The 16,946-nt window shown below is 70.0% G+C and carries 18 protein-coding genes; 12 read left to right on the top strand and 6 right to left on the bottom strand.

Annotated elements, in window-relative coordinates:
• The first annotated feature begins 29 nt into the window (after positions 1–29).
• Positions 30–761 (top strand): DUF4013 domain-containing protein, encoded by a 732-nt coding sequence (locus C470_RS12055; RefSeq protein WP_008367538.1) that lies wholly within the window; start codon positions 30–32, stop codon positions 759–761.
• 147 nt (positions 762–908) lie between these two features.
• Here the strand turns inward: C470_RS12055 and C470_RS12050 are convergent, their stop codons facing one another.
• From C470_RS12050 to C470_RS12035, 4 genes are all read right to left on the bottom strand, one after another.
• The gene (locus C470_RS12050; protein WP_004596863.1) at positions 909–1,385 is read right to left on the bottom strand and encodes a 50S ribosomal protein L11; all 477 of its coding nucleotides are present in this window, start codon (positions 1,383–1,385) and stop codon (positions 909–911) included.
• Between the two features lie 626 nt (positions 1,386–2,011).
• Positions 2,012–3,388, bottom strand: a complete 1,377-nt coding sequence (locus C470_RS12045; protein ID WP_008367537.1) for an MFS transporter — start codon at positions 3,386–3,388, stop codon at positions 2,012–2,014.
• Positions 3,385–4,101, bottom strand: coding sequence for a TetR/AcrR family transcriptional regulator (locus C470_RS12040; RefSeq protein ID WP_007345222.1), 717 nt, complete (start codon positions 4,099–4,101; stop codon positions 3,385–3,387). The genes C470_RS12045 and C470_RS12040 overlap by 4 nt, the downstream gene beginning before the upstream one ends.
• Before the next feature lie 185 nt (positions 4,102–4,286).
• A complete protein-coding gene (locus C470_RS12035; protein WP_004596869.1) occupies positions 4,287–4,481 on the bottom strand; it encodes a cold-shock protein in 195 nt (64 codons plus the stop codon).
• A gap of 210 nt (positions 4,482–4,691) precedes the next feature.
• Between C470_RS12035 and sdhC the strand changes: the two genes are divergently transcribed.
• The 6 genes from sdhC (at position 4,692) to C470_RS12005 (ending at position 9,467) form a co-directional block, all read left to right on the top strand.
• A complete protein-coding gene (gene sdhC / locus C470_RS12030) occupies positions 4,692–5,117 on the top strand; it encodes a succinate dehydrogenase, cytochrome b556 subunit (RefSeq protein WP_004596872.1) in 426 nt (141 codons plus the stop codon).
• Between the two features lies 1 nt (position 5,118).
• Positions 5,119–5,490 (top strand): succinate dehydrogenase hydrophobic membrane anchor subunit, encoded by a 372-nt coding sequence (locus C470_RS12025; RefSeq protein WP_004596874.1) that lies wholly within the window; start codon positions 5,119–5,121, stop codon positions 5,488–5,490.
• Positions 5,491–5,497: 7 nt separating this feature from the next.
• Positions 5,498–6,382, top strand: coding sequence for a succinate dehydrogenase/fumarate reductase iron-sulfur subunit (locus tag C470_RS12020; RefSeq protein ID WP_007996617.1), 885 nt, complete (start codon positions 5,498–5,500; stop codon positions 6,380–6,382).
• 53 nt (positions 6,383–6,435) lie between these two features.
• A complete protein-coding gene (locus tag C470_RS12015) occupies positions 6,436–8,265 on the top strand; it encodes an FAD-binding protein (protein WP_008367536.1) in 1,830 nt (609 codons plus the stop codon).
• A 227-nt stretch (positions 8,266–8,492) separates the two neighbouring features.
• Positions 8,493–8,720, top strand: coding sequence for a hypothetical protein (locus C470_RS12010; protein WP_007345225.1), 228 nt, complete (start codon positions 8,493–8,495; stop codon positions 8,718–8,720).
• Positions 8,721–8,831: 111 nt separating this feature from the next.
• Positions 8,832–9,467 carry a uracil-DNA glycosylase gene (locus C470_RS12005; RefSeq protein ID WP_007345226.1) on the top strand — a complete coding sequence of 212 codons (636 nt, stop codon included), beginning with the start codon at positions 8,832–8,834 and terminating at the stop codon, positions 9,465–9,467.
• A gap of 28 nt (positions 9,468–9,495) precedes the next feature.
• Here the strand turns inward: C470_RS12005 and C470_RS12000 are convergent, their stop codons facing one another.
• Positions 9,496–10,659 carry an NAD-binding protein gene (locus tag C470_RS12000; RefSeq protein WP_004596885.1) on the bottom strand — a complete coding sequence of 388 codons (1,164 nt, stop codon included), beginning with the start codon at positions 10,657–10,659 and terminating at the stop codon, positions 9,496–9,498.
• A gap of 119 nt (positions 10,660–10,778) precedes the next feature.
• Here C470_RS12000 and C470_RS11995 point away from each other — a divergent pair, with 119 nt between their 5' ends.
• The 5 genes from C470_RS11995 (at position 10,779) to C470_RS11975 (ending at position 15,625) form a co-directional block, all read left to right on the top strand.
• On the top strand, positions 10,779–12,044 hold the full coding sequence (locus tag C470_RS11995; protein ID WP_008367534.1) for a potassium channel family protein: 1,266 nt from the start codon (positions 10,779–10,781) through the stop codon (positions 12,042–12,044).
• Positions 12,041–13,354, top strand: coding sequence for a cation:proton antiporter regulatory subunit (locus C470_RS11990; protein ID WP_008367532.1), 1,314 nt, complete (start codon positions 12,041–12,043; stop codon positions 13,352–13,354). Before C470_RS11995 ends, C470_RS11990 begins: the two co-directional genes overlap by 4 nt.
• Positions 13,355–13,376: 22 nt before the next feature.
• A complete protein-coding gene (locus tag C470_RS11985) occupies positions 13,377–13,664 on the top strand; it encodes a ubiquitin-like small modifier protein 1 (RefSeq protein WP_008367530.1) in 288 nt (95 codons plus the stop codon).
• Positions 13,665–13,703: 39 nt separating this feature from the next.
• A complete protein-coding gene (locus C470_RS11980; protein ID WP_008367528.1) occupies positions 13,704–14,801 on the top strand; it encodes a deoxyhypusine synthase in 1,098 nt (365 codons plus the stop codon).
• 218 nt (positions 14,802–15,019) lie between these two features.
• Positions 15,020–15,625 (top strand): methyltransferase family protein, encoded by a 606-nt coding sequence (locus C470_RS11975; protein ID WP_007345229.1) that lies wholly within the window; start codon positions 15,020–15,022, stop codon positions 15,623–15,625.
• Positions 15,626–15,771: 146 nt separating this feature from the next.
• On the opposite strand, the gene C470_RS11970 is transcribed toward C470_RS11975, so the two are convergent.
• Positions 15,772–16,806, bottom strand: coding sequence for an LLM class flavin-dependent oxidoreductase (locus C470_RS11970; protein WP_008367526.1), 1,035 nt, complete (start codon positions 16,804–16,806; stop codon positions 15,772–15,774).
• Positions 16,807–16,946: the final 140 nt, after the last annotated feature.

Genomic DNA, 16,946 nt, shown 5'->3' with positions numbered 1-16,946 from the left:
CACGGCGCGTCGAGAGCGTGAGAATCATCATGATAGAAGCATCGCTCACCTACCTCCGCGACGGCGACGACGCCGTCACCACCGCCGTCATCGGCGGGCTCCTGCTCCTCGCGAGTCCGCTGATCGTCCCCTCGATCCTCGTCCTCGGCTACCTGACGCGCGTCCTGCGGCGCACCGCCGACGGCGACGACGCCCCGCCGGTCTTCGGGGAGTGGGGCGACCTGTTCGTCGACGGGCTGAAGGCGTTCGCCGTCGCGTTCGTCTACTCGCTGCTGCCGCTCGCGGTCGTCGCGGTCGCGGCGGCGGTGAGCCTCGGCGCGTTCGTCGTGGTGCCGGGAACCGGCGACGGCGGCGCGGGGACCTTCCTCGGCACCTTCGCAGTCGGGATCTTCGTCCTCGTCGCGGGGCTCGTCGCCCTGGTCCTGTCGCTGGTCGGGCTCTACGTGACGCCCGCGGCGCTGGCCGCGGTGGCGGACTCGGGGCGCGTCGGCGACGGGTTCGCCGTCGGGACGCTCTGGGGCGTCGTCACGAAGCGGGCGTACGCGACGGGGTGGATCGCCGCGGCCGTCGTCGTCCTCGCCGGCGCGCTCGCGATCGGCGTGCTCTCGGTGGTCCCCGTGCTCGGAACGATTGCCGGCGTGTTCGTCCAGTTCTACGCGCTCGTCGCCGCGGCCGCGATCGTCGGCTGGACGTGGGCCGACGTGCGACCGGTCGCGTCCGAACCGCCCGAGTCGGAGCCCGCGGAGCGGCCCGCGGTCTGATCGGTCCGCGGTCTGATCGGTCCACGGTCTGATCGGTCCGCGGTCTGATCGGTCCACGGTCTGATCGGTCCGCGGTCTGATCGGTCCACGGTCTGACCGGGCGGAATCGAAAGCGGCACCGAAGGTCGGAGAGCCGCGAAAAGGGAGCTACTCGTCGAGAACGTCGTCGTACTCGCCGGCGTCGACGCGGTCGTCGAACGTCCGGGCGTCCTCGCCCTCGATGGTGACGCCGAGGGAGGCGCAGGTGCCGCCGACCTCCTTGGCGGCGGCCTTCGTGTCGTACGCGAGCAGGTCGCTCGACTTCTGCTCGGCGACCGTCTTCACCTGCTCGATCGACATGTCGGCGACGAAGTTCTCCTGGGGCTCGCCGGAGCCGGTCTCGAAGCCGGCCTCGTCCTTGATGAGCTCCGCGGTGGGCGGCACGCCGACCTCGATGGTGAAGGAGCCGTCGTCGTCGTACTCGACGGTGACGGGCACCTCCATGCCGTCGAAGGCAGCGGTCTCGTCGTTGATCTCCGCGACGACGTCCTGGACGTCCACCGGCGTCGGTCCGAGCTCGGGACCGAGCGGCGGACCGGGATTGGCCTGCCCGCCGGGGACGAGCGCTTCGATAGTTCCAGCCATGTCCGTACGAACCCGTCGCCGACTTTTAACGGTTGTTCTTTCGGGCAGGGGGAGTCAGCGGTTCGCACACCTTACGAGTGGCTTACATGGCGGTGAACCACTCGTTCGACGAAGCACGTCTGTTCAGTGTGTGCTTATAAATGAATACTCGATGTCGAGTGGAGCTCCGCCAGCTCTCCCGCCGTTTATTTATCAATCGTTGACTGCTGACAAACGGCAAACACCGCCAAAGTCCCACCCGCTCGGCGATACGTGGTCGCTGCCGCGGAGAACACCTCCAAAGCCCCAGCCGCTCGGCGATACGTGGTCGCTGCCGCGGAGAACACCTCCAAAGCCCCAGCCGCGAGGAGGCCGTACGCTCGCTGCGCTCCTCGCTCAGTCACTCCGTTCCTTCGCTACGGTGCTTACGTCGCCTACGCCCTCCTCGCGGCTGCCCCTTTGAGTCCCACCCCGCACAGCACAGCAACCGCACCTCACACCTCCCCAGCCTCGTCAGTCGCCGTCGCTTCGCTCCGGCGACTGACTCCCTCGCGCGTGCTGCTCGCGGCCGAGGGCCGCTCGCAGGCACGCGCCACCGCCTCGTTCATTTTTAAACCGTGCCTACGCTGGGTCGAGGGCGTAATCGACTACGAGTCGACGACGCTCGACGGGTCGCTCGAACCCGCCTCGTCCGCGACGCGTCCGGGGAGGAACGATCCCGTCTCCCGGCGGACCCCGAGGAGGAGGACGCCCCCGGCGAGGAGCGGGAGGGCCGCGCAGGCGGCGTAGATCGGGGTAAAGCCGACCGCCTCGATGAGCGGGAGCGACACCATCGGCCCGAGGCCGCCGCCGACGTCGCCGAGGACGTTGTTGGTCCCCGAGGCGCGGCCCATCCGCTCGTCGGGCGTCAGGTCCGCGAGCAGGGCCATCATCGGACCGCTCGTCCCGCCCTGCCCCGCGCCGATGAAGACGCAGGCGAGGCCCAAGGAGAGGACCGACCCGGCCCTGGCGAGCAGCAGGAACCCGACGAACGAGACGGCGAGGAACGTCAGCAGTATGGGCGTCCGGGAGTTCCGAGTGTCGGATATCCGCCCGCCGACGAGCATGAAGAACGCTGCCGAGACGACCGTGCCGGCCATGAACAGCCCGGAGGTGCCCTGCGGCGCGAGGCCGAACAGCGAGATGTCGTTCGCGCCGAGGAACAGGACGAGCGTCGAGAACAGCGCGCCGATGTACGCGAACATCAGCCCGAAGTTGACCAGCCCGACCGTCACGGCCGGAATCGCGGTGTCGACCTCCCACGGCTTGATCGAGTCTCCCGAGCGGTCGCCGGTGACGTGGGTCTCCGGGACGTACCGGTACGCGACCACGCTGGCCGTGAGCGCGAACGCGGCGGCGACGGTGAACGCGGCGACGTTGCCCGCGAGCGCGGAGACGATCCCCCCGAGCACGAGGCCCGCCGGGAACCCCATCGTGATCCCGCCGCGGACGATCCCCATGTTCGTCCCCCGCGAGCCGCTGTCCGAGAGGTCGGCAGCGATGGTGTAGGCGGTCGCGAACACGGCCGCGGAGCCGAGCCCCCACAGGATCCGCGCGAGCAGGAACCACGTCTCCGGGGCGACCGCGACGCCGATCGGAGCGAACCACTCCTCGGGGCCGACCGCGAGGGGGCCGGCCGCGAGCGTCGGCAGCGAGGCCGCGAGCGGGCGGAGCGACTCGGCGGGCGGCATCGCGAGCGCGACGACGTAGCCGAGCGTGGCGACTCCCTCCACGAACAGCCCGGCGACGAACGGCGTGCGCGTCCCGTACCGGTCGACGAGGGCGCCGGCCGGCGCGTTCGCGACGAGCCGAACCCACCGGTTCGCGGAGAGGATCGCGCCCACCATGAATGCGGAGATCCCCAACACCGCGCCGAGGTTCGGGAGGATCGGGAAGACGACGCCGCCGCCGAAGCCGACGAAGAACGTGCTCGCGATCACCGCGAGCAGCACCGGCGGCGGTCGCTCGAACCCGAAGCGTGTCATTCGGGCTCGTCCGCGGCCGCGTCGGCTTCCTGACGCTCGTTCTCAGGTGCGTCCGGATCGCGCCGGAGCGCCTCGATGGCGTCGTCGAGCGGCGGCAGTTCGACCCCGTCGGCGAGCAGCGGCCCGACGATCCGCCGGAGCGCCGCCTCCGCGACCTCGCGGGTGTAGCCGTCGCCCTCGGCGTCGCGCTCGGCCCCGGCGAGCGTGATCTGCCGGGTCCGCGCGCCGTCGAGGGTCGCCACGAGCAGGGCCGCCGTCTCCTCGACGTCGACGTCGCGGAAGACGCCCGCCTCGATGCCGTCGGCGAGGATGTCGGCGACCGTCCCCCGGAGCAGCCGGTCGCTGCGCGCCAGCTGTTCGCGGATCCGCTCGTTGAACGGGCCCTGGGTGCGGAGCTCCAGCAGGGCGATGTGGAACGCCTCGCGGTCGGCCTCGTCGGGCGCGAAGACGAACCAGCCGACGAACTGGACCAGTCGGTCGACGGGCGGGTCGTCGGCGCGGGCCGCGATCCGCTCCTCCGAGTCGGTGACGACGTAGTCGAGGAAGGCGACGAGCAGGTCCTCCTTCGTGTCGTAGTGGTAGTGGAGCAGCGACTTGCTCTTCGAACACTCGTCGGCGATGTCCTGCATCGTCAGGTCGGCGTAGCCGTGAGCGCGGAGGGCGCTGTACACCCCGTCCATGATCTCCGCGGCCGCGCTCGGCGAGTCGCTCATTGACTGACCGGTCAGTCAACGAGCGGTAAATTCCTATCGGTCGGGGGCGTTCCGCGCCGAAAGCGTTCCGGGCCGAAAGCACTCCGCGCCGCGAGCGCCCCTCGTCCGCGGCAGCACGCGCGTCGGCGCCGCCGCTCAGCGGACGAGAACAGTCGAAAAGCCGATTCGCCTCGGGTGTCGCCGACTTACAGACGGGTGACGTTCGACGCGCGCGGACCCTTGTCCGCCTCCTCGATGTCGAACTCGACTTCCTGACCCTCTTCGAGGTCCGGGCCGCCGACGTCCTCCATGTGGAAGAACACGTCCTCGTCCGCGTCGTCAGTCGAAATGAAACCGTAGCCGCCAGTGTCGTTGAAGAAGTCAACTTCGCCTTTCGCCATTGCGACCGTAGAAGCGGGACTGGAACATATAAGGCTTCCGTGACGTGTCGCGGCGTGGAACGCCGTCTCACGGAGCGGCTCGGAGCCGTGGCACGGAGCGGCTAGGGGGCGACCCGCCCCGGCCGCGAGCCGCCGCCGAGCCCGGGGACGCGGGGGCGAGCGCCGCCGTGTTAGAAACTACTATACGACCCCGGTTCAGAACCGTTAGGTATGAGTCAGTCGTACAATCGAGGCCTCATCGAGGACTTCGGCCGCTGGCGGGAGTTCGAGGCGGGGATGTGGGCGTGGATCTTCCACAAGTTCACGGGATGGGTGCTCATCGGGTACCTGTTCACGCACATCGCCGTGTTGAGTACGGGGATTCCGGCCGCCGGCGCCGGCGAGGCGGCGATCGCAGCGGGAAACGACGTGTACACCCAGACCATCGTCTCGCTGGAGGGGCTGCTTCTCGTGCGCCTCCTGGAGGTCGGCCTGCTGGCGGTGGCGGTGTTCCATATGCTCAACGGGACCCGCCTCCTTCTCACGGACCTCGGAATCGGGCTGGAGGCACAGGACAAGAGCTTCTACGCGTCGCTGATCCTCACGGGAGCGATCACCGTCGCGTCGGTGCCGACGTTCATCGCGGGGGCGTTCTGAGATGGCCGAGCGCTACTCCTCGTTCCAGTCGGGCGGCCGCATGTGGTTCCTCCAGCGCGTCACGGCGGTCTTCCTGCTGGTCGTGCTGGCGTTCCACTTCTTCCTGCTCCACTTCGTCCACCACGCCGACGAGGTGTCGTTCCTCGCCAGTTCGGCTCGGATGGAGCAGCTGAGCTACTACTCGCTGATGATCCTCTTCCTCGTGACCGCGACGTTCCACGGGGTCAACGGCGTCTACAACGCGCTGGTGAACCAGGGGCTCACCGGCACGAAACGCACCGTGATCAAGTGGACGCTCGTCGCCGCGAGCGTCGTGTTGATCGCCCAGGGAATCCGCACCGCGAACGCGTGGGCGGGTATCGGACTCTACTGAACCGACCATGAGCACGCAAATTCCGAAGCAGACCGAGGAATCGACCGAGACCGAGACGGAGCCGGCCTCGAAGGGCGACGAGCGCCGCGCCGAGAAGCGGCGCCGCGCGGCCGACCGCCGCGAACAGCGGCAACAGGAGGAGGCCGAGAAGGCGGCCGCAGACGAGAGCACGGTCGAGCTGAAGGTGTTCCGCTACGACCCGCAGGTCGAGGGGAAACAGGAGCCGCGGTTCGACACGTTCCACGTCCCGTTCACGAAGGGGATGACCGTCCTCGACGCGCTGATGTACGCGCGCGACACGTACGACTCCTCGCTCACCTTCCGGCACTCCTGCCGGCAGGCGGTGTGCGGCTCGGACGCCATGTTCGTCAACGGCGGCCAGAAGCTGGCGTGTAAGACGCAGATCTCGGACCTCGACGAGCCGGTCCGCGTCGAGCCGCTCCCGCACGCCGAGGTGACGAAGGACCTCGTCGTCGACATGGAGCACTTCTACGACCAGATGGAGGCCGTCGAGCCGTACTTCCAGACGAACGAGTACCCGGACGGCGAGCTCGAAGAGCAGCGCCAGGACCGGGAGAACCGCGAGAAGATCAAGATGTCCACGCGCTGTATCTGGTGTGGCGCGTGCATGTCCTCGTGCAACATCGCCGCGGGCGACAACGAGTACCTCGGTCCCGCCGCGATCAACAAGGCGTACCGGTTCGCGATGGACGAGCGCGAGGGCGAGGATATCAAACAGAAGCGGCTGGAGATCATCGAGCAGGAACACGGCGTCTGGCGGTGTCAGACGCAGTTCTCCTGTACGGAGGTGTGCCCGAAGGACATCCCCCTCACCGAGCACATCCAGGAGCTGAAGCGCGAGGCGGTCAAAAACAACCTGAAGTTCTGGTAGCGACGGGAGACACGCTCAAGGGCATTCAGACCTAACCAACTTTCATACCAACAATGTACGAACACGACGTCGTCGTCGTCGGGGCCGGCGGGGCGGGACTCCGGGCGGCGATCGCGGCACAAGAGGCGGGCGCGGACGTGGCGATGGTGTCGAAGCTCCATCCCGTCCGGTCGCACACGGGCGCGGCAGAGGGCGGGATCAACGCGGCGCTGCGCGACGCCGACTCCTGGCAGGACCACGCGTACGACACGATGAAGGGGTCCGACTACCTCGGCGACGCGCCGGCGGTCGAGGCCCTCTGTCAGGAGAGCCCCGAGGAGGTCATCCGCCTCGAACACTGGGGGATGCCGTTCTCCCGCGAGGACGACGGCCGCGTCTCCCAGCGACCGTTCGGCGGCCTATCGTTCCCGCGCACGACGTACGCGGGCGCCGAGACCGGCCACCAGATGCTCCACACGATGTACGAGCAGGTGGTCAAACGAGGCATCACGGTGTACGACGAGTGGCACGTGATGGATCTGGCCGTCACCGACGAGGACGACCCCGCGGAGCGGACCTGTCACGGCGTCGTCGCGTACGACATCCAGAGCGGCGAGATCAGCGGCTTCCGCGCCGAGAACGGCGTCATCCTCGCGACCGGCGGGATGGGGCAGGTGTTCGACCACACCACGAACGCGGTCGCGAACACCGGCGACGGGGTCGCGATGGCGTACCGCGCCGGCGTCCCGATGGAGGACATGGAGTTCATCCAGTTCCACCCGACGACGCTGCCGTCGACGGGCGTCCTCATCTCCGAGGGCGTCCGCGGCGAGGGCGGAATCCTCTACAACGAGGACGGCGAGCGGTTCATGTTCGAGCACGGCTACGCGAACAACGACGGCGAGCTCGCCTCCCGCGACGTCGTCTCCCGCGCCGAGCTGACCGAGGTCAACGAGGGCCGCGGCATCGAGGACGAGTACGTCCACCTCGACATGCGCCACCTCGGCGAGGAGCGCATCCTCGACCGGCTGGAGAACATTCTCCACCTCGCGGAGGACTTCGAGGGCGCCGACGGGCTCACGGAGCCGATGCCGGTCAAGCCCGGCCAGCACTACGCGATGGGCGGCATCGAGACGAACGAGTTCGGCGAGACCGTTATCGACGGGCTGTACGCCGCCGGCGAGTGCGCCTGCGCCTCCGTCCACGGCGCGAACCGCCTCGGCGGCAACGCGCTCCCAGAGCTCATCGTCTTCGGCAAGCGCGCCGGGCGCCACGCGGCCGGCGAGGAGATGGGCGAGGCCGAGGTCACGACCGGCCGGTCCAGCGACTGGGAACCGGCCGACTACGAGTTCGGCGTCGAGGTCGGCGAGACGGACGGCTCGGACCCCGCCGCGGCCGACGGCGGCGCCGTGGCGACCGACGCAGAGAGCGTCGTCGGGGGCGCCGTCGACCGCGCACAGGAGCGCGTCGACGAGCTGCTCTCCCGCAAGGGCCGCAACCACGCGGAGATCCGCTCCGCGGTCCAGGAGACGATGACGGCCAACGTCAACGTGTTCCGCGAGGAGGGCCGGCTGGAGGAGACGCTCGAAGACCTCCGCGAGGCCCGCGAGGCGTACAAGGACGTCGCGGTGTCGGACCCGTCGCGGACGTTCAACACCGACCTCATCCACACGATCGAGACGCGGAACATCCTCGACCTCGCGGAGGCGCTGACGATGGGCGCGCTCGCCCGCGAGGAGTTCCGGGGCGCCCACTGGCGCAAAGAGCACCAGAAGCGCAAAGACGAGGAATGGCTGAAGCACACGCTCATCTCGTGGAACGACGGCGAGCCGGAGCTGTGGTACAAGCCCGTCGTCCTCGAGGGCGAGAACAAGACGTACGAGCCGAAGAGCCGCTCGTACTGAGCCGGCCGGCTCGCTTTCGCCGGATCGATCCGGATCGTTCACGGTTTCCTATCCGTCGACGGTCGAAATCGAGCGTCGATACGCGTCGATTCCCGGTTCGTCGATCGACGTTATTCGATCGGATATGCGGATATTCGAGTTCTTAGGCGCTCTCTCGTTATTTGAGGTGTTTTCGACGACTGTTGAATAGGGGATTTATTATCGTCGAACCCGACGTCTCGGACAAGATGCTCGAAACGGAGACCGCGTCCGCGACGGCCCCGTCGCTCCCCCGGGAGCTCCAGTCGCCCCGCGCCAAGCTCGTGTACCTGTACCTCACCACGAACGGCGACGCCACCGTTTCCGAGATGGGCGAGTCGCTCGGCATGAAGAAGCTCTCCTTATACAGCATCCTGAAGACCCTCCGCAGCGAGGGGCTCGTCGACTGCGACGGCGACTGCTACGTACCCAACTGACGCGGCCGCCGTCTCGGCGCTCGCGGGTCGTCGCCTCGCAACGCCGCGTTTCTCTCGTCTCCTCGCCCGCCACGGCGGAGCGTTTAGGGTGGCGGAGCGCCCACGTCGACCGTGGACGCGAACCAGACGGAGTTCGAGAACCCGTTCGCGATGGACACCGACTGCGAGAACTGCGAGGAGCTGTGCGGCGCCCGCGACCGCGTCGTCCACGGCTACGGCGACGTCGGCGCCGAGTTCCTCGTGGTCGGGACGGCGCCGACCGAAGCCGCCGAGCGCAACGGCGTCCCCTTCACCGGCGAGGGGGGCGGCGAGCGCGTCCAGTCGATCTTCGGCGACCTCGGCTTCGTCCGCTCGGCGCCGGACGCCGCGGAGCCCGACGTCCAGAACATATTCTTCACGAACCTGACGCGGTGTCGGCATCCCGACCGCAAGCCGACGGACCGGGAAGTCGGCACCTGCGAGCCGTTCCTCAACGCGGAGATCCGGATGATAAACCCCCAGATCATCGTGCCGGTCGGCGAGCGACCCCTCCGCGAGCTGGCCGTCGAGTACACGACGCGCCGGCCGGACTCCTTCGACGTCGGCGCCGAGCACGCGACGACGATCCGCGGGCGCGGATTCGAGCTGGTGCCGATGAAGGAGCCGGCGGCGATGAGCGACGACGAGGCCGACGCCTTCCGCGACCACATGCGCGAGAACGTGTTGAGCCGCGACTACCGACAGACGAAGGGGCGGCGGAGCCGCTGAGCGGTCGGGAGCGATCCCGCCGCGACGCTCAGTCGTCGAGGTCGATGTCGTCGAGGACTCCCTCGGTCGCGTCCGTGCTGTCGGCGCCGAACGCGCAGTCGACGATGATGTGCCCGCCGAGCGTCGTCGGCGAGATCACTTGGTCGGCCCCCGCGCGGCGGAGCTTGTCGACGTTCTCACGCTGCGTGACCGCCGCGACGATCCGCACGTCGGGGTTGAGCTGTCGGGCGGTGAGGATGGCGAGCGCGTCGCGCGCGTCGTCCTCGGTGGCGGCGACGACCGCGCGGGCGCCGGCGAGGTTCACCCGTTCGAGCGGGTCGACGTCGCTGGGGTCCGCTGTGAACACCGGAATGTCGCGCTCGGCGAGCCGCCGCGCGGCGGTCTCGTCGGGCGTCACGACGGCGTACTCGACGCCGTCGCGGGCGTCGAGCTCTTCGAGAATCGGTTCCGTCAGGTCCCCGTAGCCGAGCACGAGGACGTGGTCGTCGAGGAGGTCGATCTGTCTGTCGGTCATTTTTCCGAGCGCCTTGGAGAGCTGCGCCTCGATGGCGGGCGTGAGGAGGACCCCGAGCGCCACCGCGAAGGCGGCGACGTTCATCACGAGCGAGGAGACCGCGAACAGCCGGGCGATGTCGGTCGCCGGGCTGATGTCGCCGTAGCCGACCGTGGAGGCGGTGACGACGGTGAAGTAGAACGCGTCGACGATGGTCACGGCCCCGTTGAACTGATCGCGGAGCGCGTACGTGCCGACCGTCCCGTAGGAGACGGCCGTCACCAGCGCGGCGCCGGCCGCGAGCTGCGTCGGCGAGGGGGAGTACGACCTGTCGAACCGCCCCCGGTTGATCACGAGCGTCGGCACCGAGAGGACGGAGAGCGCCACCAACGGGAACGAGAGGATAGAGGCCTGCATCAGCCCCTGGATCGCCGTCAACGGGAGCAACACCGCCGTGGAGTACCAGCCGATCCGGTAGCCGTTCTTCAGCGCGAAGCCGCTCCCGAGCATCGAGAACCCCGTGATCGTCCCCGTGAACCCGACGGTCTGTCTGACGAAGTCGGGGACCAGCGGGGCGAGCGGCCCGGAGACGCCGAGCCCGCCGATCTGCGCGAGGCCGGCGAGGATCGACAGTATCGCGACCGCGAACGTCAAGGCGATCGACGCTCGGACGGTCACCCAGTCCCGGGTCAGCTCCATATCTCCGCGTCGCCGAGACCGGACTTAAACCCCGCGAGGCGACCGCGAGGCCGACGGTCCCGGGGGCGACCAGCTCCCCCGTCGACACACGTTTAACCCACCCGTCGGTTGAAAGGGGTATGTCGCTGCCCGTCGAGATCGTCTTCGGCGTCTACCTCGGCGTCATCACCGGGATCGTCCCCGCGCTGGTGGCCGGGACCCTCGGGTTCGTGTTCAAGTACGTCACTGACGTGACGATCCCGGGGCTCGGGGTGGTCGTGCTGTCGCTCGCGATCGCCGGCGTCAACGGCGGGCTGCTCGCGCTCAACGACGAGACGATCCGCTCGTCGGAGCGCGCGCCCGCCATCCTCACGGCGATCGTCGTGGTGTTGATGCTCTCCATGTACGCCCACGCGCAGGGGGACCGGCTCGGCGCCAGCGTCCCGAAGCGCATCTCGCTCAGGCAGCTCCGCGACCGGACGCTCTCGACCGACGTGATCGAGCTCGTCGGCGGCCGGGGGCGCGTCTCCGTCGAGGTCGCCGGCGAGGTGAACGACATGGAAGGGTACCCGCCGCTGCCGGCCGACACGCGCCGCGCGATCCTCGACGGCGACTGGACGTTCCCCGCCGACCTCCCGCTCGCGGAGCTGGAAGACCGCTTCGCGGAGCGGCTCCAGACCGAGCTCGACCTCGCCGACGTGGCGGTCCGGATCGACGAACAGGCGCGCGCGACCGTGGCCGCCGCGCCGCCGACCGGCGCTCTCTCGAAGCGCGTGCCCGCGGGGAAGCGCGCGGTGTCGGTGTCGGCGCTCGTCCCGACCGGGATCGCCCGCGGCGACGTCGTCCGCGTGATAACCCCCGACCTCGACGCCGAGGGGGCCGTGATCGCCGCCCGGTCCAGCGGGAAGCCGGAACCGGGGGCCGCCGCGGCGGCGAAACCCGCCCCTGCGGGCGACGACCCGGACCCGGACGACGACGCGCGGACCGACGGCGGCGAGGAGACCGTCGCCGCCCCGCCGGCGGCGACCGCACCGACCACGACCGGCGGCGAGGGGCGCGTGACGCTCGCGCTCGACCGCTCCGAGGCAACGGCGCTCCTCCGCGCCGACCGCGGGCGCGTGCTGGTGCTGTCGCGGGGCACCCGCCGCGAGTACGAGCTCACGGCCCTGCTGCGCCGGGCCGGGAAGCGGTTCCGGAGGGTCTCCGTCGTCGCCGGAGGGCCGCTGGACGGGCACACGATCGGCGAGGCAGAGGTCCGCGAGGCGTACGACGTGGCCGTCCTCGCGGCCCGCCACGAGTCGTGGACGATCGCGCCCGACGGCTCGCAGTCGCTGTCGGCGGGCGACGACCTGTTCGTCGTCGGGAGCCGCGACGCGCTCGACCGGTTCGCTGAGGTGGCCGCGTGAGCCCCTCGCTCGCCGTTCTCGCCGCGGTCGACGTCGGCTTCGCTCGCCCCCGGCAGGCGGCGGTCACGCTGGTCACGTTCGCGGTCGTCGCCACACTCGTGGCCGGCGGCGCGGCGCTCGCCTACCGCTGGTACTTCCGCACGGAGATCCCCGAGGGGGTGACCGGCCTGATCGGGGTCTCGGTCGTCGCCTTGTACCTCAACACGACCTCGCTGGGGTCGGTCGCGGTCGGCGACAACCCGGCCCTCCTGGCGCCCGAGAGCGTCTTCTTCAACCTCGTCTCGCTCGGCGTCGCGGCGGTGATGGCCCCCGTCGGCCGGTACGCGGGCGACCGGCTCGCTGTCGACGTGTTCGCGCTCTCCGGGGCCAAGCAGCTCGAGGGCGAGCTGAGCGGGGTCGTGCGCGCGGTCGGCCGGTTCACGGCGGTGACGATCCCGCCGGCCGACGAGATCGGCGACATGGACACGTACGACCCCGTCTCGCCGGAGAAGAAGGCGGAGCTCGCGGAGACGACCCTGCTGTTCCCGCGGAAGCTCTCGGCGGCGGACCTCCGAGAGCGGCTCGTTTCCCGGCTCAAAGACGAGTACGGCGTCGGCTACGTCGACCTCGACCTCGACGCGGACGGGACCGTCGAGTACTTCGCCGTCGGCTCTCGCGCGGCGGGGCTCGGCCCGACGCTCGCGCCGGGGTCGGCGGCGGTCGCGGTCGCGGCGGACCCGCCGAACAACGCCACCGTCGGCGACACGGTCCAGCTGTGGCGCGACGACCCGGAGCCGAAGCGCGTCGCGACCGGCGAGCTGCGCGGCGTCGCCGGCGACGCCGTCACCGTCGCGCTCGACGAGTCGGACGCCGAACGGCTGACGGAGGAGGGCGACTACCGCCTCGTGACCCTCCCCGCGGAGCCGCAGGCCGACCGCGAGTTCGCCTCCCTGCTGCGGACCGCCGACGAGACGATGGCCTCGGTCGCGGTGGGCGCCGGGAGCGACCTCGACGGGAGCACCGTCGGCGAGGTCGGGGCCGTCGTCGCCGCGGTCCGCCCGGCGGAGGGGCCCGTTCAGCCGATCCCGCCGCGCGCGTACGCCTTCGGCGCCGGCGACCTGGTGTACCTCGTCGGCAGGCCGGACGCGATCCGTCGGTTCGAGGCCGCCGCCGCGTCGCCGCCCGACGCGGAGGGGGCTGACGGAGGGATCGAGACGGCGTCCGCGGCCGCGCGCGACGCCGAGCTCGACGGCATCGACGAGGGGACCGATTTCGACGCGGAGGTCGACCGTGACGAGGAAACCGATTCCGACGGGACGCAACGCTCTTGAGTCGCCCGCGCGGGGATCCGCTATGGAGTGGAAGCTGTTCGCCGACCTCGCGGAGATCGCGGGCGACCGCGCGGTGGCCGTCGACGCGGAGCCGGGCGACACGGTCGGCGACGCGCTCGACGCGCTGCTGGAGGCGCACCCCGACCTCCGGGACCGGGTGCTGGAGGACGGGACCGTCGCAGACCACATCAACGTCCTCCGGAACGGGCGGAGCGTCCGCCACGACGAGGAGGGGCTCGACGCGACGCTGGAAGCGGGCGACGAACTGGCGCTGTTCCCGCCCGTGAGCGGCGGGGCCGCCGGTCGGTAGATCGGTCGTTTCAAACGCGCGCCGGCCCCATCGGGAGCCATGACCGACAACAACGAGGAGACGGGAGACGACGCGGCGGGTCCCGAGGGCGACCACGGCGGCAGCGACGATCACGGCGGCCACGACCCGCACCGCGAGGAGTTCGGCGAGGACCCCGTCGGACACACGCGCGCGACCGCCGGGATGACGGTGAGCGAGCTCGTCGACGGCTACGGCGACGCGGGGATCGGCGCCGCCGCCGTCAACGAGGCGGGCGACGTGCTCGCGGAGATGTTCGAGAACGACGACTGTACCGTGTTCCTCTCGCTGGCGGGCGCGATGGTGCCCGCCGGCATGCGTCGGATCGTCGCCGACCTCATCCGCGACGGCTACGTCGACGCCGTAGTGACCACGGGCGCGAACCTCACCCACGACGCCATCGAGGCCATCGGGGGGAAACACCACCACGGGCGCACCCACGACCCGGAGAAGACCCCCCGCGAACACGACGAGGGGCTCCGCGACGAGGGGGTCGACCGCATCTACAACGTCTACCTCCCGCAGGAGCACTTCGCCGACTTCGAGGGCCACCTCCGCGAGGAGGTGTTCCCGGCGCTGGAAGCCGACCCGGACGCGGAGGGGACAGACGCCGTCTCCATCGCCGACCTCACGCGCGAGCTCGGTCGCGCGAACGCCGCGGTGAACGAGCGCGACGACGTCCCGGAGGGGCCGGGGGTCGCGGCCGCCGCCTACGAGTGCGACGTGCCGATCTACTGCCCCGCGGTTCAAGACTCCGTTTTGGGGCTTCAGGCGTGGATGTACGCCCAGACCGCCGACTTCACGCTCGACGCCCTCGACGACATGACGGAGCTGACCGACCTCGCGTTCGAGGCCGACGACGCCGGCTGCCTGCTCGTCGGCGGCGGCGTCCCGAAGAACTTCACGCTCCAGACGATGCTCGTCACGCCGCGCGCCTACGACTACGCCGTCCAGATCACGATGGACCCCGAGGCGACCGGCGGGCTCTCCGGCGCGAGCCTCGAAGAGGCGCGCTCGTGGGGCAAACTAGAGAAGGACGCGCGCAACGCCTCCGTCTACGGCGACGCGACGGTGATGCTCCCGATGCTCGTCGCCGCGGCCCGCGAGCGCGTGGAGTAGGAGTCAGACCCCGTCGTCACTCGGGGATCGATCTGCGGCGGCGACAGCACGCGCGAGGGACGCCGTCCACTTCGAGCGGTTGGCTTCTCAGATGTACTCTCACCGGAAACGGATGGCCGGCGAGCGTCGCGGACGGAGTAACGGGTTCCGGAGGCCCGAACCGTCCAAATGGTTGAACGGCAGATACTTTCAACGGGCGATCCGTATGTGATCGCACGATGCTGGCGTACGTCTCGCTCGCCACCGGACTCCTTTGTGCTACGGCTCTCCTCGTCGGGTTCGCCGCCACCGCATTCAGGGACGACTACCGGTTTTGGCCGCCCGGCGCGGACGAGGGGAAACGGCGCGTGTACCTCTCCTGTTCTCGTGGTTTCGCGTTGTGTACGCTCGCAGTCGTTGCTCTCGACGCCGGGAGCGCGACGATTCCGCTATGGTCGCGAGCGGTCGGTGGGGTGGTCGTCATCTTCGCAGTCGGTTTACTAGCGAAATCGGGCTTCGACCTCGGGGAAGAAGAGACGGCGGGACGCGTCGGGGAACTTCGGACAGACGGGTTGTACCGATACACGCGGAACCCGCAGAACCTCGGGTACATCCTCCTGTTCTGGTCCTCGGCGGTCGCTTCGGCGTCGCTCCTCGTCGGAATACTCGCGGGTGTCCTCACTATCTGGATGGCCGCACAGTCTCTCATCGAGGAGCCGTGGCTGCGAGCGCAGTACGACGGATACGCCGAATACGCCCGGACCGTGCCGCGCTTTATCGGGATACGGACCTTCCACCGGGTCGTGGACGCAATTCGGTCCACTCGGGGCGACACAGACTCCTGATACCCCTGTCCTGAGCGGCGTCTCCGTGTCGTCGGTCGCTTCAGTCACTCGCCTCCGGTGTGAACAAAATCACCGTTTCGTCCTTCTCGGCCGCTCCTCAAGGGGATATTCGCGAGAGCGAGAACGGCCACCTCGCCGAGACCGAACTACTCCCGCGGGCCCAGATCCATCGCCTCGGCGAGAAGCGCGTGCGAGTCGAGCGCGTCGTCGTGGTCCGGCACGGTGTGCTGGATCATCACCTCGTCGACGCCGACGCGGTCGGCCAGCTGCTCCAGCAACCCCGAAATCGTCTCCGGACCCCCCGAGATCGACCGCGGCCACTCGTCGGCGTCGAGCGTCGCGGGCGTCGGCTCGGGCGCGCCGCCGAGCTCCTCGATCGCCTCCTCGACCGTGGGCGTCTCGTCGCCCAGTTCGCCGCGCTGCATCCGCCGGAACGTCGCCTCCGCTGGCGCGCGCCGGCGGGCCGCCGCCTCGTCCGTCTCCGCCGCGACCGCGTTGACCGCGACCATCCCGCGCGGCTCGTCGAGGCCCCCGACTCCTCCCTCGGGGTCGAACGCCTCGCGGTACGCCGCGAAGGCGCGCTCGGCGAACCCGGGGCGGATGAACCCGGCGAAGCAGTAGCGCAGGCCCAGCTCGCCCGCGATCTCCCCGCTCGCCGGGCTCGACCCCAGCACCCACGGGACCGCCGGCCCGGAATCGGACCCGGGAACCGAGAGGTCGCCGTACGGGTGCTCGTCGGGGTAGTCGCCGCGGAGGTGGTTCACGACCGCGGTGATCCGCTCGCGGTGGTCCTCGTTCGGGTTCTCGACGCGCCGGTCGGTGCCGAGCGCGCGGTCCGACGCGGGCGAGCCGTTCGCGCGGCCCATCCCGAGGTCGACGCGGCCGGGCGCCAGCCCGTCGAGGACGCCGAACGACTCGGCCACCTTGAACGGGCTGTAGTGGTTCATGAGGACGGCTCCGCTGCCGATCCGGATCGAGTCGGTCGCGCCCGCGAGCCGCCCGAGCAGCACCTCGGGCGTGGTGCCCGCGAGGCGGTCGCCCATCCCGTGGTGTTCGGCGACCCAGAACCGCTCGTACCCCAGTCGCTCGGCGTGTTTCGCGGCGTCGACCGTGTTCTCGAACGCGTCCGCCGCGGTGCCGCCCCGGGGGACCGGCGAGAGGTCGACGACTGAGAGGTCCATGTCCGGTCTCGGCCACCGTCGCGGGAAACGGTTTGGGTCCCGGCGGCGTCGTGGCGGATCGCAACCACGGGCCCCGGACGGTGGCGCGTGCCTCCGAGGCCGCTTTGCGGCCGAGGAGCACGCGCGAGGGAGTCGCTGGC

Origin of the sequence: Halorubrum distributum JCM 13561 (genome assembly GCF_000337395.1) — an archaeon.
In the GTDB taxonomy this organism is placed as follows: domain Archaea; phylum Halobacteriota; class Halobacteria; order Halobacteriales; family Haloferacaceae; genus Halorubrum; species Halorubrum distributum.
Note: the sequence above shows the minus strand (reverse complement) of the source record. Positions and strands in the feature narration are given on the sequence as shown.